This is a genomic window from Streptomyces sp. NPDC008079 (genome assembly GCF_042957385.1).
Taxonomy (GTDB): domain Bacteria; phylum Actinomycetota; class Actinomycetes; order Streptomycetales; family Streptomycetaceae; genus Actinacidiphila.
In genome coordinates, this window is sequence record NZ_JBIBIC010000002.1 from 185157 (window position 1) to 207925 (window position 22769).

At 72.4% G+C, this 22769-nt stretch carries 22 protein-coding genes; 11 read left to right on the forward strand and 11 right to left on the reverse strand.

The annotated features are described in order from the left end of the window. Positions 1 to 32: 32 nt before the first annotated feature. Together cobT and ACFZAM_RS07835 are read right to left on the reverse strand one after the other, a co-directional pair. Positions 33 to 1241 (reverse strand): nicotinate-nucleotide--dimethylbenzimidazole phosphoribosyltransferase, encoded by a 1209-nt coding sequence (gene cobT / locus ACFZAM_RS07830; RefSeq protein ID WP_391043857.1) that lies wholly within the window; start codon positions 1239 to 1241, stop codon positions 33 to 35. Between the two features lie 415 nt (positions 1242 to 1656). Next, entirely contained in the window at positions 1657 to 2841 is a 1185-nt protein-coding gene (locus tag ACFZAM_RS07835) for a bifunctional adenosylcobinamide kinase/adenosylcobinamide-phosphate guanylyltransferase (protein ID WP_391043859.1), read from the reverse strand. A 188-nt stretch (positions 2842 to 3029) separates the two neighbouring features. On the opposite strand from ACFZAM_RS07835, the gene ACFZAM_RS07840 reads away from it, so the two are divergent. Then, a complete protein-coding gene (locus ACFZAM_RS07840; protein WP_391043861.1) occupies positions 3030 to 3239 on the forward strand; it encodes a hypothetical protein in 210 nt (69 codons plus the stop codon). An 80-nt stretch (positions 3240 to 3319) separates the two neighbouring features. Here ACFZAM_RS07840 and ACFZAM_RS07845 read toward each other — a convergent pair whose 3' ends face one another. The 3 genes from ACFZAM_RS07845 to ACFZAM_RS07855 form a co-directional block, all read right to left on the reverse strand. After that, entirely contained in the window at positions 3320 to 4408 is a 1089-nt protein-coding gene (locus ACFZAM_RS07845) for a trypsin-like peptidase domain-containing protein (RefSeq protein WP_391043863.1), read from the reverse strand. A 204-nt stretch (positions 4409 to 4612) separates the two neighbouring features. Beyond that, entirely contained in the window at positions 4613 to 5392 is a 780-nt protein-coding gene (locus ACFZAM_RS07850) for a methyltransferase domain-containing protein (protein ID WP_391044264.1), read from the reverse strand. Positions 5393 to 5630: 238 nt separating this feature from the next. Further along, positions 5631 to 6212: a DUF3043 domain-containing protein gene (locus ACFZAM_RS07855; protein ID WP_355334304.1), complete on the reverse strand. Its 582-nt coding sequence runs from the start codon at positions 6210 to 6212 to the stop codon at positions 5631 to 5633. Positions 6213 to 6417: 205 nt separating this feature from the next. On the opposite strand from ACFZAM_RS07855, the gene ACFZAM_RS07860 reads away from it, so the two are divergent. The 4 genes from ACFZAM_RS07860 (at position 6418) to ACFZAM_RS07875 (ending at position 9857) form a co-directional block, all read left to right on the forward strand. After that, positions 6418 to 7209, forward strand: a complete 792-nt coding sequence (locus ACFZAM_RS07860) for a PspA/IM30 family protein (RefSeq protein ID WP_355334301.1) — start codon at positions 6418 to 6420, stop codon at positions 7207 to 7209. Positions 7210 to 7366: 157 nt separating this feature from the next. Continuing rightward, the gene (locus ACFZAM_RS07865; RefSeq protein ID WP_188282672.1) at positions 7367 to 7645 is read left to right on the forward strand and encodes a hypothetical protein; all 279 of its coding nucleotides are present in this window, start codon (positions 7367 to 7369) and stop codon (positions 7643 to 7645) included. A gap of 89 nt (positions 7646 to 7734) precedes the next feature. After that, positions 7735 to 9150 (forward strand): histidine kinase, encoded by a 1416-nt coding sequence (locus ACFZAM_RS07870; RefSeq protein ID WP_391043867.1) that lies wholly within the window; start codon positions 7735 to 7737, stop codon positions 9148 to 9150. Next, positions 9147 to 9857: a response regulator gene (locus ACFZAM_RS07875; protein WP_391043869.1), complete on the forward strand. Its 711-nt coding sequence runs from the start codon at positions 9147 to 9149 to the stop codon at positions 9855 to 9857. The genes ACFZAM_RS07870 and ACFZAM_RS07875 overlap by 4 nt, the downstream gene beginning before the upstream one ends. Positions 9858 to 9946: 89 nt before the next feature. Here ACFZAM_RS07875 and ACFZAM_RS07880 read toward each other — a convergent pair whose 3' ends face one another. Both ACFZAM_RS07880 and nadA read right to left on the reverse strand, forming a co-directional pair. Beyond that, positions 9947 to 10825 carry a GNAT family N-acetyltransferase gene (locus ACFZAM_RS07880; RefSeq protein ID WP_355334294.1) on the reverse strand — a complete coding sequence of 293 codons (879 nt, stop codon included), beginning with the start codon at positions 10823 to 10825 and terminating at the stop codon, positions 9947 to 9949. Between the two features lie 22 nt (positions 10826 to 10847). Next, positions 10848 to 12020: a quinolinate synthase NadA gene (nadA, locus tag ACFZAM_RS07885; RefSeq protein ID WP_355334291.1), complete on the reverse strand. Its 1173-nt coding sequence runs from the start codon at positions 12018 to 12020 to the stop codon at positions 10848 to 10850. Positions 12021 to 12289: 269 nt separating this feature from the next. On the opposite strand from nadA, the gene ACFZAM_RS07890 reads away from it, so the two are divergent. Further along, entirely contained in the window at positions 12290 to 12643 is a 354-nt protein-coding gene (locus ACFZAM_RS07890; RefSeq protein WP_188281477.1) for an iron-sulfur cluster assembly accessory protein, read from the forward strand. Positions 12644 to 12750: 107 nt separating this feature from the next. On the opposite strand, the gene ACFZAM_RS07895 is transcribed toward ACFZAM_RS07890, so the two are convergent. Next, a complete protein-coding gene (locus ACFZAM_RS07895) occupies positions 12751 to 14376 on the reverse strand; it encodes a hypothetical protein (protein WP_391043873.1) in 1626 nt (541 codons plus the stop codon). A gap of 143 nt (positions 14377 to 14519) precedes the next feature. After that, positions 14520 to 14777: a hypothetical protein gene (locus tag ACFZAM_RS07900; protein WP_355334286.1), complete on the reverse strand. Its 258-nt coding sequence runs from the start codon at positions 14775 to 14777 to the stop codon at positions 14520 to 14522. Between the two features lie 136 nt (positions 14778 to 14913). Between ACFZAM_RS07900 and ACFZAM_RS07905 the strand changes: the two genes are divergently transcribed. Then, entirely contained in the window at positions 14914 to 15894 is a 981-nt protein-coding gene (locus tag ACFZAM_RS07905) for a carbohydrate kinase family protein (protein ID WP_355334284.1), read from the forward strand. 21 nt (positions 15895 to 15915) lie between these two features. Here ACFZAM_RS07905 and ACFZAM_RS07910 read toward each other — a convergent pair whose 3' ends face one another. Then, complete coding sequence (locus tag ACFZAM_RS07910; protein WP_355334282.1) at positions 15916 to 17304, reverse strand: aminotransferase class V-fold PLP-dependent enzyme; 1389 nt, start codon at positions 17302 to 17304, stop codon at positions 15916 to 15918. Between the two features lie 248 nt (positions 17305 to 17552). On the opposite strand from ACFZAM_RS07910, the gene coxB reads away from it, so the two are divergent. The 4 genes from coxB to ACFZAM_RS07930 all read left to right on the forward strand — a co-directional run bounded on the left by coxB (position 17553) and on the right by ACFZAM_RS07930 (position 22141). Next, positions 17553 to 18545: a cytochrome c oxidase subunit II gene (coxB, locus tag ACFZAM_RS07915; RefSeq protein WP_188281474.1), complete on the forward strand. Its 993-nt coding sequence runs from the start codon at positions 17553 to 17555 to the stop codon at positions 18543 to 18545. Beyond that, positions 18542 to 20299, forward strand: a complete 1758-nt coding sequence (ctaD, locus tag ACFZAM_RS07920; RefSeq protein ID WP_355334278.1) for a cytochrome c oxidase subunit I — start codon at positions 18542 to 18544, stop codon at positions 20297 to 20299. The genes coxB and ctaD overlap by 4 nt, the downstream gene beginning before the upstream one ends. Next, positions 20296 to 20694 carry a cytochrome c oxidase subunit 4 gene (locus ACFZAM_RS07925; RefSeq protein ID WP_188281472.1) on the forward strand — a complete coding sequence of 133 codons (399 nt, stop codon included), beginning with the start codon at positions 20296 to 20298 and terminating at the stop codon, positions 20692 to 20694. The genes ctaD and ACFZAM_RS07925 overlap by 4 nt, the downstream gene beginning before the upstream one ends. Before the next feature lie 169 nt (positions 20695 to 20863). Continuing rightward, positions 20864 to 22141 (forward strand): Ig-like domain-containing protein, encoded by a 1278-nt coding sequence (locus tag ACFZAM_RS07930; protein WP_355334275.1) that lies wholly within the window; start codon positions 20864 to 20866, stop codon positions 22139 to 22141. Between the two features lie 16 nt (positions 22142 to 22157). Here the strand turns inward: ACFZAM_RS07930 and ACFZAM_RS07935 are convergent, their stop codons facing one another. After that, entirely contained in the window at positions 22158 to 22583 is a 426-nt protein-coding gene (locus ACFZAM_RS07935) for a hypothetical protein (RefSeq protein WP_355334273.1), read from the reverse strand. Between the last annotated feature and the right edge of the window lie 186 nt (positions 22584 to 22769).

The window sequence follows — 22769 nt, forward strand, 5'->3', positions numbered from 1 at the left end:
GGCGGGGACGGTTCCGCCGAGGGGCTTTTCGGTTACGAGGCGGGGTCGGCTTCCGGCTGCGGCGCTGGCTCCGTCTCGGCCTTTGCCTGCGGTTCTGCCTCTTCGGGGTCCTTGGCTTCCTCGGTGTCCTCGGTGTCCTCGGTGTCCTCGGTGTCCTCGGTGTCCTCGGCGTCCTTCTCCGGCTCCGAGTCCGGCTTCTCCGCCGGGTACGGGAGTTCGGCCGACAGCGCCGCCGCGGCCTGGAGGAGGGGGAGGGCCAGCAGGGAGCCGGCCGCGCCGCCGATGTGCACGCCCTGGTCGAGCAGCGGTTCGAGGGAGATCCGGTCCAGCGCCTTCGCCTGGCCCGGCTCGCCGCTGGCGTGACCCGCCAGCCACCAGTCCGGCGCCCGGAAGGCGATCCGCTGGGCGACCAGCGCGCACGCGGCGCTGACGACTCCGTCGAGGACCACCGGGAGCTTGCGGACCGCCGCTTGGAGCAGGAAGCCGGTCATCGCGGCGAAGTCGGCGCCGCCGACCGCGGCCAGCAGCGCGAGCTGGTCGCCGAGGACCGGGCGGGCCCGGCGCAGCGCGTCACGGATCGCGGCGCACTTGCGCATCCACGCGAGGTCGTCGATGCCGGAGCCGCGGCCGGTGACGACGGAGGCGTCCGTGCCGCACAGCGCCGCGATCAGTACGGCGGCGGGCGTCGTGCCGCCGACGCTCAGGTCGCCGAGGAGTACGAGGTCCGTGCCGGAGTCCGCCTGCTCGTCCGCGACGGTCATGCCGACCCGGAACGCCTGCTCGGCCTCTTCCCGCGTCAGCGCGTCCTCGATGTCGATCCGGCCGGAGCCGCGGCGCACGCGGTGCGCCGTCACGTAGTCCGGCAGCTCGGACGGGTCGCAGTCCAGCGCCATGTCGATGACATCGACGTGCGCGCCGTACTGGCGCGCCAGCACGCTGGCCGGTGCGGTGCCGTCCAGCACCGCCTTCACCAACTCGGTGGCCGTACCGGCCTTCCGCGCCGACACCTCCAGCGAGGCCACGCCGTGGTCGGCCGCGAAGATCAGCGCACGCGGCGCCGCGATCGGCCCGGTCGGCACCTCGCCGCGCACCGCCGCCAGCCAGTCCGCCAGCTCGGCCGGTTTCCCCAGCCCTCCCGCCGGACGCACCAGCTTCTGCCAGCGCTCCTGCGAGTCGCGTCGAACCCCAGCGTCGGGCCGCTCCACGAGGGAGCCGAAGTCGTCCAAGTCGATGCCGCTCACCCGTGGAACCCTACCGGTCGCCTCGCCGGCGTGGCCTCACGGGTTCACCGCGCCGCTAGAAGGTCGGTTCGCCGTCCGCGCGAAGGACGGCCCGCCCCGTCAGGGGCGCGGGGAACTGCGCGGGCGGCACCCACCGGCCCGGTGGTCGGGATACATCCGAACTGCCCCGCCGGGGCCGGTGGTGACGTGCGGGAGCGTGGTGGCTGGTGGCGCAGTTCCCCGCGCCCCTAAAGACACGTGGCTGGCGCCCGGACAAGAGACGGTGCGCCCCGTGGGGGGCGCGGGGAACTGCGCGGGCGACCCACCACCGGCCGGTGGTCCGGCGACAGCCGAAATGCCCCGATGGGGCGGGTGGTGACGTGCGGGAGCGTTCCCCGCGCCGCTAGAAGGTCGGTTCGCCGTCCGGGCGAAGGGGTCAGCGGAGGGGGAGGGGGAGGCCGGATACGAGGAGGAGGACGGATTCGGATTCGGCGGCGACGGCGGCGTTGAGACGGCCGAGCTCGTCGCGGAAGAGGCGGCCGGAGGGGTGGGAGGGGACGACGCCGGAGCCGACTTCGTTGGAGACGGCGACGACGGTGCGCGGGGTGCGGCGAAAGGCGGCGACGAGCTCGGCGGTACGGCCGCGGACCTCGTCGAGGGAAGCCCCCGGCGCCCAGGCGTCGGCCTTGTCGAGGACGGACGTGAGCCAGAGGCCGAGGCAGTCGATGAGCAGGGGCGGGCCGGGGGCGGTCAGCAGGGGGACGAGGTCGCAGGTCTCCTCGGTGCGCCACGAGGCGGGCCGGCGCTCGCGGTGGGCGGCCACCCGGCGGGCCCACTCGTCGTCGCCGTCGCGAGACCCCCCGGTGGCGACGTAGAGGACCCCGGGGAAACCGGCCAGCCGCCGCTCGGCCTCGGCGGACTTGCCCGAGCGGGCCCCGCCCAGCACGAGGGTCCGGCGCGGGATGTCCGGCACCTCCTGGTAGTCCCCGACGGTCAGCGTCGTACCGTCGGGGACCGCGCGGGCCCCGAGGGCCGCCAGCCGTCGGCCCAGCTCCGGCCGCGGCGGCGCCCCGTGGTCGAGGTGGACGGCGACCACGTCGGTGGTCGGCCCGACGGCGCCCGCGGCGCGCAGCCGGGCGAGGGCGTCCGGCCGTCCGACGGCGTCGAGCAGGACGAGGTCGTACGGCACCTGCCCGTCCGGCGTCCCGGCGGGCGCGCCGCCCGGCGGGAGGTAGAGCACGCGCAGCCCGTCGGGGGACTCGATGGCGTACCCGGTGCCGGGCGCGTCCATGGCGACGGCCTGCACATGGTGCCCGGTGATCAGCGCGAGCCGCTGCCCGTCGGGGACGCGGGTCGGGGCGGGCAGCCCTGGCGGGATCTCCACGGCCGGACCGTCGTGCGGGTGCGAGAGCAGCACCAGGCGCAGCCCGCCGAGCGTGTGCCCGGCCCGCGCCGCGGCCAGCGCCACCCCGGGCGTCAGGTCGAGCAGCACCACACCGTCCACCAGAACGGCGGTCGCGCCGCGCGCGCCCGCGCCGACGGCGAGCGCGCACGCCGCGCAGGGGCAGTCGGGCAGCGGCAGCCCCTCGGGGCCGCCGGTGCCGAGCAGAGTCAGTTCCACGGGACGATCGTCTCGCGTCCTGCCGCGCCGGGCGCGCGGGGTCCGCCATGCGGAGACTCCCGATACGGCGAGGACTCCCGATACGCTGCGGTGCAGGCGGCACGCGCCCGGTGATCCCCGCAGCTGGCGGCGGCGGGAACGGGAGTGCGGGCGGCACGGTGGACCGACGGGACCGAGGAGAGACACACATGGCGTGGACGTGGCGGTTCGAGAAGGCCGACGGCACCGAGGTGCAGCCCGTGGTGCAGCCCGAGGAGTTCACCACACAGGGCGACGCGGAGTCCTGGGTGGGCGAGGTCTGGAAGGAACTGCTGGAAGGCGGCACCGACCAGGTCCACCTCTTCGACGGCGACACCAAGATCTACGGCCCGATGAGCCTGCACGGCGACGAGGACTGACCTCGGGGCCTGTCCGGAACGACGGCGGTGCCGCACCCGCGCACGGGGTGCGGCACCGCCGTCGTCATGCCGTACCGCGCTCACAGCGAGCCCAGCGTGACCTCCACGGTCTTCGCCGTCCCGTCCTGCTCGTAGCCGACCCGCACCTTGTCGCCCGGCTTGTACGAGGCCAGCGCCTCGGTCAGCGTCTGCGCCGTGGTGATCGGCGTCGAGCCCAGTTTGGTGATCACGTCGCCCGTTGTGAGCCCGGCCTTCTCGGCGGCGCCCCCTTTGGTCACCGAGACGATCGCGGCGCCCGCGGGCTGGAGCCCGTTGTCCACGACGCCGCGCACGGTGATGCCGAGCGCCGCCCGGCCGGAGTCCACGACCTTGCCGTCCTTGATGATCTGGCCGGCGATCCGGGTGACCGTCGAGGACGGGATCGCGAAGCCGATGCCGGGCGCCGAGCCGCTGCCGAGCTGCGGGTCGGTCGCGGCCAGCGTGGGGATGCCGATGACCTGGTTGGCGAGGTTCACCAGCGCGCCGCCGCTGTTGCCCGGATTGATGGACGCCGAGGTCTGCACCATGTCGGGGATGGTCGCGCCGGTCCCGCCGCCCGTGGCGCCCTCGCTGACGGTGCGGCCGGTCGCCGACACGATGCCCTCGGTGACGCTGCTCGACAGCCCCAGCGGATTGCCCATCGCCAGCACGATCTGGCCGACCGCCACCTTCGAGGAGTCCGCGAAGCTCGCCGGGTGCAGACCGCTCGGCGGCGACGACAGCCTGATCACGGCCAGGTCCTCGGCCGGGTAGGTCGCCACCAGGGTCGCGGCCAGCGCCTTGCCGCCGGTGGCCAGATTGACCTGGAAGCTCTTCGCGGTGCCGACCACATGGGCGTTCGTGACGATGTCGCCCTTGTCGTCGTAGACGACCCCGGAGCCGAGGTCGGAGTTCGTCGTGATCTGCACGACCGACGGCAGCACGTTCTTCACGGTGTTCTCGTACGAGGTCTGGAGGTCGTTGCTCCCCGACGAGGACGTGTCGGCCGCGGGCGCCACCGTGGCGGGGGCCGACCTCGCCGCCGAGCCGGAGTCGGAGCTGCAACCGGAGGCCAACATCGCCGTCGCGCAGACGGCGGCGCCGGGCAGCAGGAACCGGGTGCGGTGCCAAGGGGTAAGCGATCCACTCATGCCTGAATTGTCGCGTTTGCGGCTGCCCCTGACCCGGCCCGCACGGCCAAACGGGTCTCGCCCCCGCCGGGACACCGCCCTCCGCCCGGGCCTCCCCGCGCGACCTCACTCGGGCCTCCCCGCGGCCAGAACGCGGATCTCCGTACGGGCCTCCACGCGGCCTTCACGCGGACCTCCGTACGGACAACCTTCACGCAGGCGCGGTCAGCAGCGCACGCCGCACAGGTGCAGCAGCGCGGCCACCGCGCGGTACGGATCGGTCCGCCCGGCGGCCTCCTCCGCGTCGAGCAGCTGGGCCAGCTCGTGCGGGTCCTGCGGAGGGCGCGCGCCGTCCGGCGCGGTGTCGGTGAAGACCCGCACCCCGTACCACTCCTGGAGGGGCACACCGATCCCGGCGAGCGTCGCCGTGAGGCGTTCGCGCCGGTCGGCGCGGGTGGTCAGGCCGAGCCGGTTGGTGTAGCCGGTGGCGCCGACCGCGCCCAGGGCGCCCGACCAGTCGCCGAGCAGCCCCGGCCGCATGGCCAGCGCGTCGCCGTTCCGCACGAGCAGCGAGAGCAGCCCGCCGGGGGCCAGCACCCTGGCGAGCGCGGCGAGCAGCGGCTCGGGGTCGGGCACGTACATGAGTACGCCGTGGCAGAGCACGACGTCGAAGCAGGCGGGCCCGAAGTGGCGGCCGGTCTGGCGGCCGTCGCCGCGCAGCAGCGCCATCCGGTCGCGTACGTCCTGCGGCTCGGCGGCGACCGCGGCCCGCAGGGCGGTGAGCATCGCCGGGTCGGACTCCAGACCGGTCACGATGTGGCCCGCGCGGGCCAGCCGCAGCGCCTGGGTGCCCTGGCCGGGGCCGATGTCCAGCACGCGCAGCGACCGCTGGTGCCGGGCGTGCGCGCCGCCGCTGGGCGGGAAGTGCGCGGTGAGGCGCTCGTCGAGCTGGCGCGAGACCAGCTCCTGCCTGACGGTGTTGCGCAGGCCGTCGAGCCCGGCCAGCCAGTTGCCCGCGCCGCCGGAGAAGCCGCCCGCGCCGGGCGGCTCCGCGGCGGGAACCGGGGGCGGGACGGGCACACCGGCGGCCGGAGTCCCGAAGCCGTACGCGCCGCCCGGATACCCCGACCCGTACGGCGTCACCGCGCCGAAGGACCCGGCGGACGGGTCGTCCCCGCCCGGAGCGGGCGGACCGAAACCGGCGGCGTCGGCCGCCCTCGCGTCGTTCAGGATCCGCCGCCGTTCAGAGCTGGTCGCCGCGCTGCACCTGCGGCTTGGGCAGCCGCAGACGGCGCATCTGGAGCGTGCGCATCAGCCCGTAGGCGACGGCGCCCTTGTGGCTCTTGTCGGGGAGCCGCTTGCGCAGCTGCTGGCGCAGCCGGAACGCGGTGACGAACGAGTCGACCACGATCGCCACGATCACGACCAGCCACAGCAGCAGCGACAGGCTCTGGAGGGAGCCGATGATGCTCATCACGAGGATCAGGACCGCGACCGGCAGGAAGAACTCGGCCACCCGGAACCGCGAGTCGACGTAGTCGCGGGTGAACTTGCGCACCGGCCCCTTGTCCCTGACCGGCAGATACCGCTCGTCGCCACCGGCCAGCGCCTGGCGCTGCTTGGCCATCTCGGTGCGGCGGGCGTCGCGGGCCTGCCGCGTGGCCGCCTTGCGGTCGGTCGGCGCGGTGACGGCCTTGCGGCGCTGGCTCTGGGCCTCACTGCGCTTCGGAGTGGGGCGACCCTTGGGAGCCTGCGGGTCACGTACCTGGTCTTCGATCACCGCGGTGGTCGAGACCTGCTCATCTTCGGAACGACGTCGGAACACACCTCCAGGTTACGTGGTTCCCGGGCCCGGCCCCAGCCCCTCACCTACTCCTTGGGCCTGAGGTCACCGAACCGTGATCGTCCCTACGGATGACCGCATCCGCACCCGAACAGTGCGGTAATGGAACCAGGGCCCGTAGGCTGGGGTCTGTAGAGGTGCTGAGGCATGCTGGAGCAGTTGCCGGAGAAGGGGGCGCGCGAGGCCCATGAGCGGTGTCATGAAGCGGATGGGACTGATTTTCCGCGCGAAGGCCAACAAGGCCCTGGACAGGGCCGAGGACCCGCGCGAGACGCTCGACTACTCGTACCAGAAGCAGCTCGAACTGCTGCAGAAGGTACGGCGGGGCGTGGCGGACGTCGCCACCTCCCGTAAGCGGCTCGAATTGCAGCTCACGGAGTTGCAGAAGAAGTCGTCGACCTACGAGGACCAGGGGCGCAAGGCGCTGGCGCTGGGCCGTGAGGACCTGGCCCGCGAGGCGCTGTCGCGCCGGGCCGCCCTCCAGCAGCAGGTCGCCGACCTGGAGACGCAGCACACCACGCTCCAGGGCGAGGAGGAGAAGCTCACGCTCGCCTCCCAGCGGCTCCAGGCCAAGGTGGACGCCTTCCGCACGAAGAAGGAGACCATCAAGGCCACGTACACCGCGGCCCAGGCGCAGACCCAGATCGGCGAGGCGTTCTCCGGCATCTCCGAGGAGATGGGCGACGTCGGCATGGCGATCCAGCGTGCCGAGGACAAGACCGAGCAGCTCAGGGCCCGCGCGGGCGCTCTCGACGAGCTGCTGGCCTCGGGCGCGCTCGACGACCCGAGCGGTCTGGCCAAGGACGACATCCAGTCCGAGCTCGACCGTCTCTCCGGCGGCAGCGACGTCGAGCTGGAGCTCCAGCGGATGAAGGCCGAGCTGGCCGGGGGCAGCGCGCCGCAGGCGATCGAGGGCGGGCAGGGCGGTCAGGCCGCCAAGCCCGAGCCGCAGGACACCCCGCGGTTCGACAAGCAGTAGGTCTCACCGGCAGGAGGTCATGACCGGCGGTAGGTCGTGACCAGCGGTGGATGTGGACTGCGGTGGACGTGGACAGGGACGCGCGCCGCAGGGGTACGCAGGACAGGCAGGCTCGGCCGCCGGGCGGCACGTCAGCAGGGTTACGGAGGAGGCCGTCATGATCGTACGGATCATGGGGGAGGGCCAGGTCGGGCTCGACGAGAGCCATCTCGGCGAGCTGAACAAGCTGGACGACGAGCTGCTCGCCGAGGTCAGGAACGGGGACGAGGAGGGCTTCCGGCGCACGCTGGGCGCCCTGCTCGACGCGGTCCGCCGCTTCGGGGAGCCGGTGCCCGACGACTCCCTGGAGCCGTCGACACTGATCCTGCCGTCGCCGGACGCGAGCCTCGAAGAGGTCCGTGAACTGCTCAACGACGACGGACTGATCCCGGGCTGAGGGCGGGGCACCGGGCGGGTACGGGGCGCGCCGGGCTTCCCGTACCGTTGCCTACCGTGCAGTATCCGCTTCCGCCGAGGAATCCTCTCGTGGGCCCCAGCCGCTGGCTGCGGGCGCATCAGGGGACGGCTGACGCGGGTCTCGCCGCCCTCGTCTTCGCGGTGATCCTGGCCGGCACGGTGGCCGGGATCCAGACGTACCGGCTCGGCCTGGTCGACACCGCGCTCGCGGCGCTGGCCTGCGGGTCGCTCGTCCTGCGCCGCCGCGTCCCGTGGGCGGTGCTGGTCTTCACCTGTGTGCTCTCCGCGGTCTTCATCGCGCTGCGCCCGGTGGACGGCCGGATCCCGGTGATCTTCGCGGTGGCCCTCGCCCTGTGCACCGTCGCCGCCCGCACCGACCGGCACACCACCTGGGTGACCGGCCTGCTGGTCAGCGTCGGACTGACCGCGCTGGCCATGTCCTGCGGTCCGGGGCCCTGGTACGGGCAGTCCAACTTCGGCGTCTTCGCCTGGACGGGCATGGCCGCGGCGGCCGGTGACGCGGCCCGCAGCCGCCGCGCGTACGTCGCCGCCGTCGAGGAACGGGCGCTGCGCGCGGAGCGCAGCCGCGAGGAGGAGGCCAGACGGCGGGTGGCGGAGGAACGGATGCGGATCGCCCGCGAGCTGCACGACGTGGTCGCCCACCACATCGCCCTGGTCAATGTGCAGGCCGGGGTCGCCGCGCACGTCATGGACAGCAGGCCCGACCAGGCCAAACAGGCCCTCGCGCACGTCCGCGAGGCGAGCCGGTCCGCCCTGCACGAACTGCGCGCCACCGTCGGCCTGTTGCGCCAGTCGGGAGAGCCCGAGGCGCCGATGGAACCGGCGCCGGGCCTCGCCGTCCTCGATCAGCTCCTCGACGGCTTCCTGCGCGCCGGGCTGCGTGTCACCGTCGAATGCGCGGTCGACGGCCACGAGGTGCGCGAGGACGCGCGTGCGGGGCCGGGGGAGCGGGGCGGGGGCGCGGCGGACGACCCGGCCGTGCCGCCGCTGCCCGCCAGCGTCGACCTCACCGCGTACCGCGTGATCCAGGAGTCCCTCACGAACGTGCAGAAGCACGCGGGCCCCGGCGCGGGCGCCGTCGTCCGCATCCGCCGTGAGCCGGGCGTGCTCGAAGTCGTGGTGGACGACGACGGCGCGCCCGGCGAGGCCGCCTCGCTGCTGCCGTCCGGCGCGCTGCCGGGGCCCCGGCGCGGCAGCGGTGCAGGCGGTACGGGTGGCGCGGGCGGCGCGGGCGGTACGGGGGACGGCGGCCCGCCGTGTCCCGCCGATCCGCGCGACGGCGCCCCCGGCGGCCACGGCCTGCTCGGCATGCACGAACGGGCCAGCGCGCTCGGCGGCATGTGCCGCACCGGCGCCCGCCCCGGCGGCGGCTTCCGCGTCTGGGTCCGGCTCCCGCTCTCCACGCCCCCGCACCCGGCCGCCGCCCCGGCCGTCCCGCCGCGCGCCCAGGGGAGCGCCGGATGATCGGCACCGGCCGCCTCGCCGACGAGCGCGCGCGGGGACCGCTGCGCGTCGTTCTCGCCGACGACCAGGCCCTGCTGCGCGGCGCGCTGCGCGTCCTGGTGGAGTCCGAGCCCGACATGGAGGTGGTCGGGGAGGCCACCGACGGCGCGGAGGCGGTCGCACTGGCCAGGACCGCAAGCCCCGACGTGGTGCTGATGGACATCCGGATGCCCCGTACCGACGGCCTCGCCGCCACCCGCGAGATCACCGCCGACCCGGAGCTGACCGGGGTCGCGGTGCTGGTGCTGACCACCTTCGAGGCCGACGAGTACGTGGTGCAGGCGATCCTCGCGGGGGCCGCGGGCTTCCTCGGCAAGGGCGCGGAGCCCGAGGAACTGCTCGGCGGCATCAGGACGGTGGCGGCGGGCGACGCGCTGCTGTCGCCGTCCGCGACCAAGAGCCTGATCGCGCGTTTCGTGTCGCAGCAGATCGACGCCGGGGTCCGTACGGTCGCCGGTCTCGACGCGCTGACCGTCCGGGAGCGGGAGGTGCTGATCGAGGTGGCGGGCGGGCTGTCCAACGCGGCCATCGCGGCGCGCCTCGGCGTCAGCCCGCTCACCGTCAAGACCCACATCAACCACACCATGGCCAAGCTCGCCGCCCGCGACCGCGCCCAACTGGTCGTCGCCGCCTACGAGTCGGGCCTGGTCCGCCCCCACCCCCGCTGACCGCGCCCCCCCTGCCGGGCCCGTCGTCCGCCCCGCCACCGCCCGCCCCGCCACCGCCCGCCCGCAGCGGAGCCGCCTCGTCAGACTCCTCAGAGGAAGGTCTCCGAGGGGATGTACGGCATCGGCGGGCGCATGCCGCGCAGGCAGACGAATCCGGCGTTGGCGATCTCCAGGCCGGCGGCGATCCCGACGTCCAGGGCCCAGTCCTGCTCGGCGGTCAGCCGGTCGACGCGGGCGGTCTCGCCCTCGGGGACGCTCAGCAGCGCGGCGGTCAGGAGGCGGGAGGCAAGACGCCGCGAGGTGGCGGCGATCAGTTCGACGCTGCCGCCGCGCAGATAGCAGTAGCCGCTGCCCGCGAGGTCGTCGACCACGAACAGCCGGTGGTGGCGCAGCAGTTCCTCGTGGTCGGCGCCGTGCGCGCCGCCCCGGGTCCTGCGGTCGAGGGAGTCCAGCAGGTCGCGGTGGCGGGCGGTGCCCTCGTGCACCGCGCCGTCCGGCGGCTTGAGACCGGCCGCGTCCACCGGGCCCGTGAGCCGCATCGCGGGGTGCAGCGTGAAGCCGGCCCTGCGGTACGTACGGGCCGCCACCGGGTGCCGCGAGCCGCAGATGATGCCGCGCAGGCACGCCCTGCCGTGCACCAACGCCCGCGCGAGCAGCGCCTTTCCGACGCCCTTGCCCTGCGCGCCGGGCACCACGGCCAGCAGCGACAGGCCCCAGGTGCCCTCGCGCCGGGTGGACAGCGCGACCCCGACCGGGCCCGCCGTCCCGTCCTCGATCAGCCAGCAGCCGCCGGGGTCGCTGCGCGCCAGGTGCCGGGTGGTGCTGTGCTGTCTGGCGATCTCCGCGGCCGGTAACGGCCCTTGCGGCGCCTCGCCCTTCAGCACGTGCGAGGCGCCGAAGGCGGCGGACGAGATCACCCGCACGACTTCGGCGTCCTCCTCGTCGTCACGTACCGGTCGAAGGATCACGCGTCCATCATCGCGCCGCGCGTTACGGCAGGGCCAGCATCTGCTCCAGTGCCAGCTTCGCGAAGTGCTCGGTCTCCGCGTCGACCTGGATGCGGTTGACGAGCTTGCCGTCGGCCAGCGACTCCAGCGTCCACACCAGGTGCGGCAGGTCGATCCGGTTCATCGTCGAGCAGAAGCAGACGGTCTTGTCGAGGAAGACGATCTGCTTGTCGGGATGGGAGTTGGCGAGCCTGCGCACCAGGTTCAGCTCGGTGCCCAGCGCCCACGCGGAACCGGCGGGCGCCTCGTCCAGCATCGTGATGATGTGCTCGGTCGAGCCGACGTAGTCCGCCGCCGCGACCACCTCGTGCTTGCACTCGGGGTGCACCAGGACGTTGACGCCGGGTATCCGGGCGCGGACGTCCTCGACCGACTCCAGCGAGAAGCGGCCGTGCACCGAGCAGTGGCCGCGCCACAGGATCATCTTGGCCGCGCGGAGCTGCTCGACGGTCAGACCGCCGTTCGGCTTGTGCGGGTTGTAGACGACGCAGTCGTCCAGCGAGAAGCCCATGTCGCGTACGGCGGTGTTGCGGCCGAGGTGCTGGTCGGGGAGGAAGAGCACCTTCTCGCCCCGCGAGAAGGCCCACTCCAGCGCGCGCCGGGCGTTGGACGAGGTGCAGATGGTGCCGCCGTGGCGGCCGGTGAAGGACTTGATGTCGGCGGAGGAGTTCATGTACGACACCGGCACGGTGACGTCGGCGACGCCCGCCTCGGCGAGCACGTCCCAGCACTCCGCGACCTGCTCGGCGCTGGCCATGTCGGCCATCGAGCAGCCCGCGGCGAGGTCGGGCAGGATGACCTGCTGCCGCTCCGAGGTGAGGATGTCGGCCGACTCGGCCATGAAGTGCACACCGCAGAAGACGATGTACTCGGCCTCCGGCCTGGCGGCGGCGTCCCGCGCGAGCTTGAAGGAGTCGCCGGTGACGTCCGCGAACTCGATCACCTCGTCGCGCTGGTAGTGGTGGCCGAGGATGAAGACCTTGTCGCCGAGGCGGGCCTTGGCGGCGCGGGCGCGCTCCACCAGGTCCGGGTCGGACGGTGCGGGCAGGTCCCCGGGGCACTCGACTCCGCGCTCGCTGCGGGGGTCGGACTCCCGGCCGAGCAGGAGGAGTGCGAGAGGCGTGGGCTGTACGTCCAGCGGTTGCGTCGTGGTCACGGGCCCGTAGCCCTTTCTTTGCAGCGCAGACCTTTTCGTCTACTTGACGTTATCTATGATAGCCCGTTCGTGTCAGATTGACGATGCCGGTTTCGTCAATGTGACGCATTCGCTCTCACCGCTCCCCGCGCCCTCCCTCGCCGCCGCCGCGGTGTGCGAGCATGGAGGGGAATAAGTCGTAGCGGACCTCGACACGCACGGAATGAATCCGCGCGGTTGCCGGTTAGCAGTCGGTAGCCAGCAGTCCGTACAACCCGGGAGAGAAGCACATGACGGTTCAGGACGAGACCACCACGACGGACGGCATCCTCCTGTCCGACGCTGCCGCCATCAAGGTGAAGACCCTGCTGGAGCAGGAGGGCCGTGAGGACCTCGCTCTGCGCGTCGCCGTCCAGCCCGGTGGCTGCTCGGGACTGCGCTACCAGCTCTTCTTCGACGAGCGCTCGCTCGACGGCGACGTGGTCAAGGACTTCGGTGGCGTCAAGGTCGTCACCGACCGGATGAGCGCCCCGTACCTGGGCGGCGCCTCGATCGACTTCGTCGACACCATCGAGAAGCAGGGCTTCACGATCGACAACCCGAACGCCACCGGCTCCTGCGCCTGCGGCGACTCGTTCAGCTAACCGGTCCGCGGCCGGGCCCACGCCCGGCCGCACCGGAGCACGAAGGCGGCGGCACCCCCGCGAGGGGGTGCCGCCGCCTTCACGCGTGCCCGGCGTACGCGGTGCGCTCAGCGCGCCTTCAGCGGGTGCCCGCTGGAGGTGTCCACGACCGTACGGCCGCCGAGCGGCTTGTCCAGCCTCACCTTCTCGGTGAACTCCTTGGCGAGCGTGACGCACGTGCCGCCCTTGTCGGCCGCGGTCACCGTCACCCGCACCTCGTCCGCCGACTCCGCGGCCTTCGCGCTGTACGTGCTGCACACCCCGCCGTAGAAGGTCAGCGACAGCGTGGCGCCGTCCGCGTGGTACGTGCTCAGACCGACCGTGTGGTGCCGCTGGGCGGGCCCGCTCGGCTGCTCCGGCACGCCGGAGGGCGGCACGGCGGTACCGGGCGCGTCACGCTGGATGTACGCCGGGTCCACCGCGGGCTGCGCCTCCACGCTCGACCGGCTCACACCGGGCTGCGCGACGTCGAAGAGCCAGGACGGCACCAGCACCTGAGCGCCGGACACGTAGTCCAGCGACAGGCCGAACTCGGCGCCGCGCACGTCCATCGGATGGCCGTTGCCCGGCACGCACGGCAGCGTGTGGGGGAGCGTCCTGTCCTCGCCGGGCGTGGTCGGCAGGGCGCTCGGCTTCGGCGCGGGCGCCGACTTCGCCGGACAGGCGGCGATCCCGTGATCGGGGTGCATCACCTGCCCGTTGAGGTCCTTCAGCGCCTGCGCGGCGCTCACCACCGGATAGCTGTCGCCCTTGTCGAGCGCCGAGAGGCGGCCGTGCGCCAGCGTGATCAGCCCGTCGGAGCCGACGTCGAGGCCGGTGCTCCAGTTGTGCGTCGGCAGGCCGTCCACGACCGGGTCGGCCGTCACCGCGCGGAGCGCGCCCGCCGTCTCGTGCGCGTCGACCGTGGCGCCCGACAGGCCGAGACCGGCCAGTACGGGCGCGGCCACCGCCTTCGCGCGCTGCTCGGACACCGGCGGCTCGGGTGTCGGCGCCTGCGTCGAGACCGTACCGCTCGCGGGGGCGGAGGACACCGGTCCGTTCGTGCCGGGGCTGCCGGCGTTGCTCGAACCGCTGGAGCCGGTGCCGGTGCCGGTGTCCGTCCCCGGGCCGCTCTTCTCCGGGCCGCCGGGGTTCACCGGCCGCGGGGGATAGGCAGGTTCCGCCGGGTTGACGGTGGTCGCGCCGTACCGGCTGTACGACCAGGTGCCCGGCGCGGCCTTGGTGACCAGCAGCGTCGGCCCCGCGCCGTCGCCCGGCCCCACCCGCCACGAGTCGCCCTGCGCGGTGGCCGGGCCGCTCATCCCGAGCAGCTTCGCCAGCCGTTCCGCGTCGGCCGCGACGACCGGACCCTCCCCGCGGTAGACCGCGGCGGAGTCGGGGCCCTTGGGCAGCGAGCCGGTCAGCGTGTACGTGCCGCCGCTCGCCGGACCGCTGCTCGTCCCGTTGTCCGCGCCGCCGCCGTCCGCGCTGCCCGAGCCTTCGCCGGGGGCGTCGTTCAGCCGCAGCGGGGCCGGCCCGGCCTTCGGGTGACCGCCCTCGTTCGCGGTCGCCGCCCAGTACGCCCCGCCGCCACCGGCCAGCAGGACGGCGGCGGCCACCGCCGCCACCAACAGCCGTGGCCGGGGCGCGGACCGCTCGGGGCGGGGCTCTTCCGTCGTCGGGTCCGCGTTGTCGTCGTCGCGTTCGGTGCTCACCGCGTGCTCCTTCGGCTCCGTACGTCAGATGCGGATCTGACGCGGCGGGCCGGATTCCGGTTCCGCCGGGCCCGTTGAGCCGTCCGGGGGAACGGCGACGCGGGCCCCGCCGAAGGGGCCGTTCGTGATACGCCGGACAGGCCCTAGTCGCCGAACTCGGCCATACCGCGCACCACGTGCGCGGAGGCGGGCGGGACGACGATGCCGTGCAGGCTGGCGGGGGCGACCACGGCCTGGGCCTTGGCGGCCGGGGTGTGCCAGTGCGCGGCCATCCGGCGGCAGTCGCCGAGCAACTGGTCGAGCGACTCGGGCTCGGCGAGCGGGAACGACGCGGACACCGGAGGCGTGGCCGAAAGGGCGGAAGCGGAGGACGGCACGGGTGCGGCGGGGGTAGACCTCATACCTCGACCCTAGGCACGGGCGGACCATCGAGAAAGCCCTACTATCGGGTAGTTTCGCCGTGTCCGACTGCTACGCCGCACCCGGTAGCGTGGGACGCCTGCTCTTCTCGTCGATCCCCCGCAGGAGCCTGCCGCCGTGCGTATCGCCGTAACCGGATCCATCGCCACTGATCATCTGATGACCTTCCCCGGCCGTTTCGCCGATCAGCTCGTCGCCGACCAGCTCCACACGGTCTCGCTGTCCTTCCTCGTGGACGGTCTCGACGTGCGGCGCGGCGGGGTCGCCGCCAACATCTGCTTCGGCATGGGCCAGCTCGGCACCTCGCCGATCCTGGTCGGCGCGGCGGGCAACGACTTCGCCGAGTACCGCGCCTGGCTCCAGCGGCACGGCGTGGACACCTCGTCCGTACGGATCTCCGAGGTGCTGCACACCGCCCGCTTCATCTGCACCACCGACGCCGACCACAACCAGATCGGCTCCTTCTACACCGGCGCCATGAGCGAGGCCCGGCTGATCGAGCTCCAGGCCGTCGCCGACCGCGTCGGCGGCCTCGACCTGGTCTCGATCGGCGCCGACGACCCCGAGGCGATGATCCGGCACACCGAGGAGTGCAGGACCCGCGGCATCCCCTTCGCCGCCGACTTCTCCCAGCAGATCGCGCGGATGGACGGCGACGACATCCGCGTCCTGCTCGAAGGCGCCGCGTACCTCTTCAGCAACGAGTACGAGAAGGGCCTCATCGAGGCCAAGACCGGCTGGAGCGACGAGGAGATCCTGGACCGGGTCGGCACCCGCGTCACCACCCTCGGCTCCCACGGCGTCCGGATCGACCGCAAGGGCGAGGAGCCCGTCCAGGTCGGCTGCGCCGAGGAGCAGACCAAGGCCGACCCCACCGGAGTCGGCGACGGCTTCCGGGCCGGCTTCCTGTCCGGGCTCGCCTGGGGCGTCAGCCTCGAACGCGCCGCGCAGGTCGGCTGCATGCTGGCGACCCTCGTCATCGAGACCGTCGGCACCCAGGAGTACGAGCTGCGCCGCGGCCACTTCATGCAGCGCTTCAGCAAGGCGTACGGCGACACCGCCGCCGAAGAGGTCCGCACGCACCTCGGCGCGCGCTGAACGCTCCCGGATGAGCGCCCGTCAGGCCCTGCGCCGCACCGTGTACGCGGTGCCGCGCTCCGCCGGGCGCTCCCCCAGATAGTCGTGGGCCCGCATCTCGCACCACGCGGGGATGTCGAGCCGGGCGGCCTCGTCGTCGGACAGCACGGTGACGAGGCCGCCGACCGGCACGTCGTCGATGACCCGCGCGAGGTCGATGACCGGGATCGGGCAGAGCTTGCCGAGCGAGTCCACGACCAGAGCGGACTCCCGCGGCTCCCGCCCGCCCTGTCGGCCGGGCCCGGCCGACGCGGCCGACGGAGCGCCCAGCGCCGAGCGGACCTCGGCCACGACCCCCGGCAGCACCGCGAGGAAGCGCTCGACGTCCTCCGCGGCGGTCCCCGGCGGCAGCGACACCCGTACGTTCCCCTCGGACAGCACACCCATCGCCTTGAGCACATGGCTGGGCGTCAACGTGCTCGACGTGCACGACGATCCGGACGACACCGAGAAACCGGCCCGGTCGAGACCGGTCAACAGCGCCTCGCCGTCGACGTACAGGCAGGAGAAGGTGACCAGGTGCGGCAGCCGCAGCGTGCCGTGGCCGACCACCTCCACGTCCGGCACGACCCGCGGCACGCGCGACCTGATCAGGTCCACCAACGCCGTCAGCCGGACGGCCTCCCGGGCCGCCTCCTCGCGCACCGCCCGCAGCGACGCGGCGGCGGCGACGATCGCGGGCAGGTTCTCGAAGCCGGGCGCGCGCCCCGACTCCCGTTCGTCCGCGGGCCCCTGAGGCGCGAAGCGGGTGCCCTTGCGGACCACGAGCAGCCCGACCCCGGACGGCCCGCCCCACTTGTGCGCGCTCGCCGTCAGCAGCGACCACTCGCCCTCGACCCGCCCCCAGCCCAGCGACTGCGCCGCGTCCACCAGCAGCGGCACCCCGGCCGCCCGGCACAGCGCCGCCGCCTCCGCGACCGGCTGCACCGTACCGACCTCGTGGTTGGCGGACTGGAGGCAGGCCAGCGCGGTGTCCGCGCGCAGCGCCGCCGCGAAGTCCGCGGCGGCCACCCGCCCCGACCGGTCGACGCCCACCGTCACCCGTTCGTACGCCTCCGCCGCGTGCAGCACCGACGAGTGCTCGACGGCCGAGACCACCACCTGACGGCCCGTCCGACGGCGGCCCGCCATGGCGCCGGACACACCCGTGTGCACCGCGCGTGTCCCCGAAGGAGTGAAGACCAGTTCGTCGGGGCGGCAGCCGACCGCGTCCGCCGCGGCCTCGCGGGCCGCGTCGAGCAGCAGCCGCGCCCGGCGCCCCTCGCGGTACAGCCGCGCGGGGTCGGCCCACCCCTCGTCGAGGGCGGCGAGCAGCGCCTGCCGGGCGACAGGGTGCAGCGGAGCGGCCGAAGCCATATCGAAATAGGACACCTCAGCACGCTACAACCCGCCCGCGCCGACCGGCCGGGCGCACTGTCAGAAGGCCCCCGGAGTGCGGGATTCCATCCCTTCGGGGTGTGCCCCGGCGCGTTGTACCCCCTCCCCGCGTGACCTCAAATAGCGTCCAGTAGGGTTTGGTCCGCATAAACATCCACACCTAATTGCCCGTGCACGGACCGACCGACCAGCAGGCGGCCGGGCACCCGGACGCTCGGGCGAGACTCTCGGGAAGGCGCTACGTGAGTCCCAACGGCTCCGACCTCCCCCACGGCCAGAACGGCGTGGGAGGTACCCCCTCGTCGCGGCGCCCGGTGCGGCGATGGCTGCCGCGGGCGCTGGCCGCGGGCCTGGTCCTTGCGACCGCCACTGGTTGCTCGTACAAGGACTATCCCCGCCTCGGCATGCCCAGTCCTGCCACGGAACAGGCACCCCGGATCCTCGCGCTCTGGCAGGGCTCCTGGGCCGCCGCGCTGGTGACCGGCTGCCTTGTCTGGGGCCTGATCCTGTGGAGCGTGATCTTCCACCGGCGCAGCCGGACCAAGGTCGAGGTCCCCGCGCAGACGCGCTACAACATGCCCCTTGAGGCCCTGTACACGATCGTCCCGATCATCGTCATCGCGGTGCTGTTCTACTTCACCGCCCGTGACGAGTCGAAGATCCTGGACACCTCCAAGAAGCCGCAGCACGTGATCAACGTGGTCGGCTTCCAATGGAGCTGGGGCTTCAACTACGTCGAGGACGTGGACGGCAACCCGGCGACCCCCACGGGCGTGCCGAAGGAACTGTCCGAGATCCCCGCGAACAAGCTGCTGCTGCCCCCCGGCGCCGAGGGCGTCTACGACGTGGGCACGCCGGCCAGCAGGAACCCGGACACCGGCAACCCCGGTCCGACGCTCTGGCTCCCCAAGGGAGAGAGCGTGCGGTTCGTCCTCACCTCGCGTGATGTCATCCACTCCTTCTGGATCGTTCCGTTCCTGATGAAGATGGACGTCATCCCCGGCCACACCAACGTCTTCGAGGTGACTCCGAGCAAGGAGGGCACCTTCCTTGGCAAGTGCGCCGAGCTTTGCGGTGTGGACCACTCCCGGATGCTCTTCAACGTGAAGGTCGTTTCGCCCGAGGAGTACAAGCAGCACCTCAAGGACCTGGCGGCGAAGGGCCAGACCGGGTACATCCCGGCGGGCATCGCCACCACGGGCAACGCGAAGAACTCGGAGCCCAAGACCACATGAGCATTCTGAACGAACCGCAGGGCGCCGCCGCGGCGGACGACTCCTACGCGGACGAGATCCCGGCACGCCGGCGCAAGCCCGGCTCGGTCATCGTCACGTGGATGAGCACCACGGACCACAAGACGATCGGCTCGATGTACCTCATCACGTCGTTCGCCTTCTTCCTCATCGGCGGCGTGCTCGCGCTGCTGATGCGCGCGGAGCTGGCCCGGCCGGGCAACCAGTACCTGTCGAACGAGCAGTTCAACCAGGCGTTCACGATGCACGGCACCGTGATGCTGCTGATGTTCGCGACCCCGCTCTTCGCGGGCTTCGCGAACTGGATCATGCCGCTGCAGATCGGCGCCCCCGACGTCGCGTTCCCGCGGCTGAACATGTTCGCCTACTGGCTCTACCTGTTCGGCTCGCTCATCGCGGTCGGCGGCTTCGTGACCCCGCAGGGCGCGGCCGACTTCGGCTGGTTCGCGTACTCGCCGCTGTCGGACGCGGTCCGCTCGCCGGGCATCGGCGCCGACATGTGGATCATGGGCCTGGCCCTGTCCGGCTTCGGCACCATCCTCGGCGCGGTCAACTTCATCACCACGATCATCTGCATGCGCGCACCCGGTATGACGATGTTCCGCATGCCGATCTTCTGCTGGAACGTGCTGCTGACCGGTGTCCTCGTCCTGCTGGCCTTCCCGGTGCTCGCCGCCGCGCTGCTCGCCCTGGAGGCCGACCGGAAATTCGGGGCGCATGTGTTCGACGCCGCCAACGGCGGCGCGTTGCTCTGGCAACACCTCTTCTGGTTCTTCGGCCATCCAGAGGTGTACATCATCGCGTTGCCCTTCTTCGGCATCATCTCCGAGGTCATCCCGGTCTTCAGCCGCAAGCCGATGTTCGGCTACATCGGCCTGGTGGCCGCGACGATCTCCATCGCCGGTCTGTCCGTGACCGTGTGGGCGCACCACATGTACGTCACCGGCGGGGTGTTGCTGCCGTTCTTCTCGTTCATGACCTTCCTGATCGCGGTGCCGACCGGTGTGAAGTTCTTCAACTGGATCGGCACGATGTGGAAGGGGTCACTGAGTTTCGAGACCCCGATGCTGTGGTCCATCGGCTTCCTGATCACCTTCGCCTTCGGTGGTCTGACCGGTGTCATCCTGGCGGCGCCGCCGCTGGACTTCCACGTCTCGGACTCGTACTTCGTGGTCGCGCACTTCCACTACGTGGTGTTCGGCACCGTCGTGTTCGCGATGTTCGCGGGCTTCCACTTCTGGTGGCCCAAGATGACCGGCAAGATGCTGGACGAGCGGCTCGGCAAGATCACCTTCTGGACGCTCTTCTTCGGCTTCCACGGCACCTTCCTCGTCCAGCACTGGCTGGGCGCCGAGGGCATGCCGCGCCGGTACGCGGACTACCTGGCGGCGGACGGGTTCACCACGCTGAACACCATCTCCACCATCAGCTCGTTCCTGCTCGGTCTGTCGATACTGCCGTTCCTCTACAACGTGTGGAAGACCGCCAAGTACGGCAAGAAGGTCGAAGTCGACGACCCGTGGGGCTACGGCCGTTCGCTGGAGTGGGCCACCTCGTGCCCGCCGCCGCGGCACAACTTCACCACGCTGCCGCGCATCCGCTCCGAATCCCCGGCGTTCGACCTGCACCACCCGGAGATCTCGGCGATCGACTCGCTCGTCAACCGGGGTCCCGACCAGGCGCTCTCGGGCGTCAGTGGCGACCTGCACCACGACCGTAAGGAGTCCGGTCAGTGAGGGTCCAAGGCAAGATGTTCCTCGGCCTGGCCGTCTTCATCCTGGCCTCGGCCATCGTGTACGGCCTGTGGTCCAAGGAGCCCGCGGGCACCACGGCGCTCTTCCTCGCCTTCGCGCTGAGCACGATGATCGGCTTCTACCTCGCGTTCACCGCGCGCAGGGCCGACACCGGCGCGCAGGACCGGGAGGACGCGGAGGTCGCGGACGACGCCGGCGAGCTGGGCTTCTTCAGCCCGCACAGTTGGCAGCCGCTCGCGCTGGCCACCGGCGGCGCGCTGGCGTTCATGGGCATCATCTTCGGCTGGTGGCTGCTGTTCGTCTCGCTGCCGGTGATCCTGATCGGCGTGTACGGCTGGGTGTTCGAGTACTACCGCGGTGAGAACCGCACCCAGTAGCCGGGCAGGGCGGTGACGCGGCCCCCACGGGACCCGCGTCACCCGGGGAACAGAAGTACGGGCGGGCCCGGACACCGACTCAGGTGTCCGGGCCCGCCCGTTCGCGCGTCCGACCTCTTTTGCACGTATCCACCGAGCGAAATCACCCGGTTGTTCCTAACTTGAGTGCATGAGCCACAATTCTCTACGCCGTAACGCGCTGCGCTGCTCCCTGCTGGTGGCGCCCCTCGCGGTGGGGCTCACCGCTTGTGGCGGCGGCGGCAATCCGCTCGCCGCCACGCCGCACGACGCCGCCGCCAAGGTCGCGTTCGGCTCCGCGGCCGGAGGCAAGGCCGACCCGTCCAAACCACTCCAGGTGACCATCAAGAAGGACGGGAGCCGGATAACCGACGTGACCGCTACGGACGCCGCAGGGCGCTACGTACGCGGCGAACTCGGCTCCGACGGCCTGAGCTGGCACTCCACCGGCGCGCTGGCCGCAGGCGCGCACTACACGGTCCGGGTGAGCACCGAGGACTCCGACGGCCGCCCCGGCCGTAAGACGCTCGGTTTCGACACCACGCCCGCGGACGCGGGACTGCACGTCGCCTTCGGCCCCGACGCGGGTACGTACGGCGTCGGACAGCCGATCACCGCCGAGCTGAGCGTCCCGGTCAAGGACCCGGCGGCCCGCGCCGCCGTCGAGGGCAACCTCAAGGTCAGCTCGACCCCCCAGGCCGCCCCCGGCTCCTGGTACTGGGTCGACGACCGCACCCTGCACTACCGGCCCAGCACGTACTGGCCCGCGGACGCCACGATCGACGTGACCAGCACCCTGAACGGCGTACGCGTCCAGGACGGGCTCTACGGCGGCACCGACAAGTCCCTGGAGCTGCACACCGGCGACCGGGTCGAGGCGCTCACCGACGCGGGCACCCACCAGATGACCTTCAAGCGGAACGGGAAGGTGGTCCGTACGCTCCCCGTCACCACCGGCAAGCCCGGCTTCTCCACCCGCAACGGCGTCAAGGTGGTGCTCGGCAAGGAGCAGTTCGTCCGGATGCAGAGCGAGAGCATCGGCATCGCCGCGGGCAGCTCCGACTCCTACGACCTGCCGGTCTACTGGGCCACCCGGGTGACATGGAGCGGTGAATACGTGCACGCCGCGCCGTGGTCCGAGGGCTCGCAGGGGTACGCCAACGTCAGCCACGGCTGCACCGGCATGAGCATGGACAACGCCCACTGGTTCTTCGACAACGTGCGGCAGGGCGACATCGTCGAGGTCACCCACAGCCTCGGCGACACGATGACGCCGTTCGACAACGGCTTCGGCGACTGGAATCTGAGCTGGGCGCAGTGGAAGAAGGGCAGTGCCCTCGGCGCCGCGGGTCAGTCCGCGGCGACGCAGAACACCGCCACCACCGCCACCGTCTCCAACCCGGCCCGGCTGCGCCCCCAGGCGCTCTGACCGGCCGCCGCGGCGCTCAGTGCGCCGTCGTCGCCACGGCCGTGGTCCTCGGCGCCAGCCTGGCCCGCAGCAGCCCCGCCAGGGACTCGCTGAGGGCGACCGGGTCGACGGGGTGGGCGACCGCCGCGTCGGCCCGGCTCCAGGTCGCCAGCCAGGCGTCCTGGGGACGGCCGATCAGCACCAGCACCGGCGGGCAGCGGAAGATCTCGTCCTTCGCCTGACGGCACACCCCCATGCCGCCGGCGGGGGAGGTCTCACCGTCGAAGACGCAGACGTCGATGCCGCCGCGCTCCAACTCGGTGAGAACCGCGGGCATCGTCGCGCACTCCACGTACTCCACCGGCGGCAGGTCGGCGGCGGGCCTGCGGCCGACGGCGAGCCGGACCTGCTCCCGGGTGTTCGCGTCGTCGCTGTAGACCAGCACCGTGGCGGTCGCCTGCATCGTGGTTCCTCCTCGTGAAGGCGTTCTCAAGTGCGTCGGATGCTACTCCCGCCAGCGCCTTCGCGAGGAGGGTTCGTAGCCCGCGAAGATCGGCGGCCCGGTCGTCCGACGCACCGTCATCCCTCCTTCGGGGGACGGCGCCGCTAGGCCACGCGGGTCTCCTGCGGGCCTTGACACACCGAATGG

Bases quoted from the DNA above. Each gene is read 5' to 3' on its own strand.
- ACFZAM_RS07865 (WP_188282672.1), top strand. From the start codon at position 7,367: ATGATCGTACGGATCATGGGGGAGGGCCAGGTCGGGCTCGACGAGAGC.
- ACFZAM_RS07875 (WP_391043869.1), top strand. From the start codon at position 9,147: ATGATCGGCACCGGCCGCCTCGCCGACGAGCGCGCGCGGGGACCGCTG.
- ACFZAM_RS07840 (WP_391043861.1), top strand. From the start codon at position 3,030: ATGGCGTGGACGTGGCGGTTCGAGAAGGCCGACGGCACCGAGGTGCAG.
- ACFZAM_RS07935 (WP_355334273.1), bottom strand. From the start codon at position 22,583: ATGCAGGCGACCGCCACGGTGCTGGTCTACAGCGACGACGCGAACACC.
- ACFZAM_RS07890 (WP_188281477.1), top strand. From the start codon at position 12,290: ATGACGGTTCAGGACGAGACCACCACGACGGACGGCATCCTCCTGTCC.
- ACFZAM_RS07860 (WP_355334301.1), top strand. From the start codon at position 6,418: ATGAGCGGTGTCATGAAGCGGATGGGACTGATTTTCCGCGCGAAGGCC.
- ACFZAM_RS07845 (WP_391043863.1), bottom strand. From the start codon at position 4,408: ATGAGTGGATCGCTTACCCCTTGGCACCGCACCCGGTTCCTGCTGCCC.
- ctaD (WP_355334278.1), top strand. From the start codon at position 18,542: ATGAGCATTCTGAACGAACCGCAGGGCGCCGCCGCGGCGGACGACTCC.
- ACFZAM_RS07930 (WP_355334275.1), top strand. From the start codon at position 20,864: ATGAGCCACAATTCTCTACGCCGTAACGCGCTGCGCTGCTCCCTGCTG.
- ACFZAM_RS07900 (WP_355334286.1), bottom strand. From the start codon at position 14,777: ATGAGGTCTACCCCCGCCGCACCCGTGCCGTCCTCCGCTTCCGCCCTT.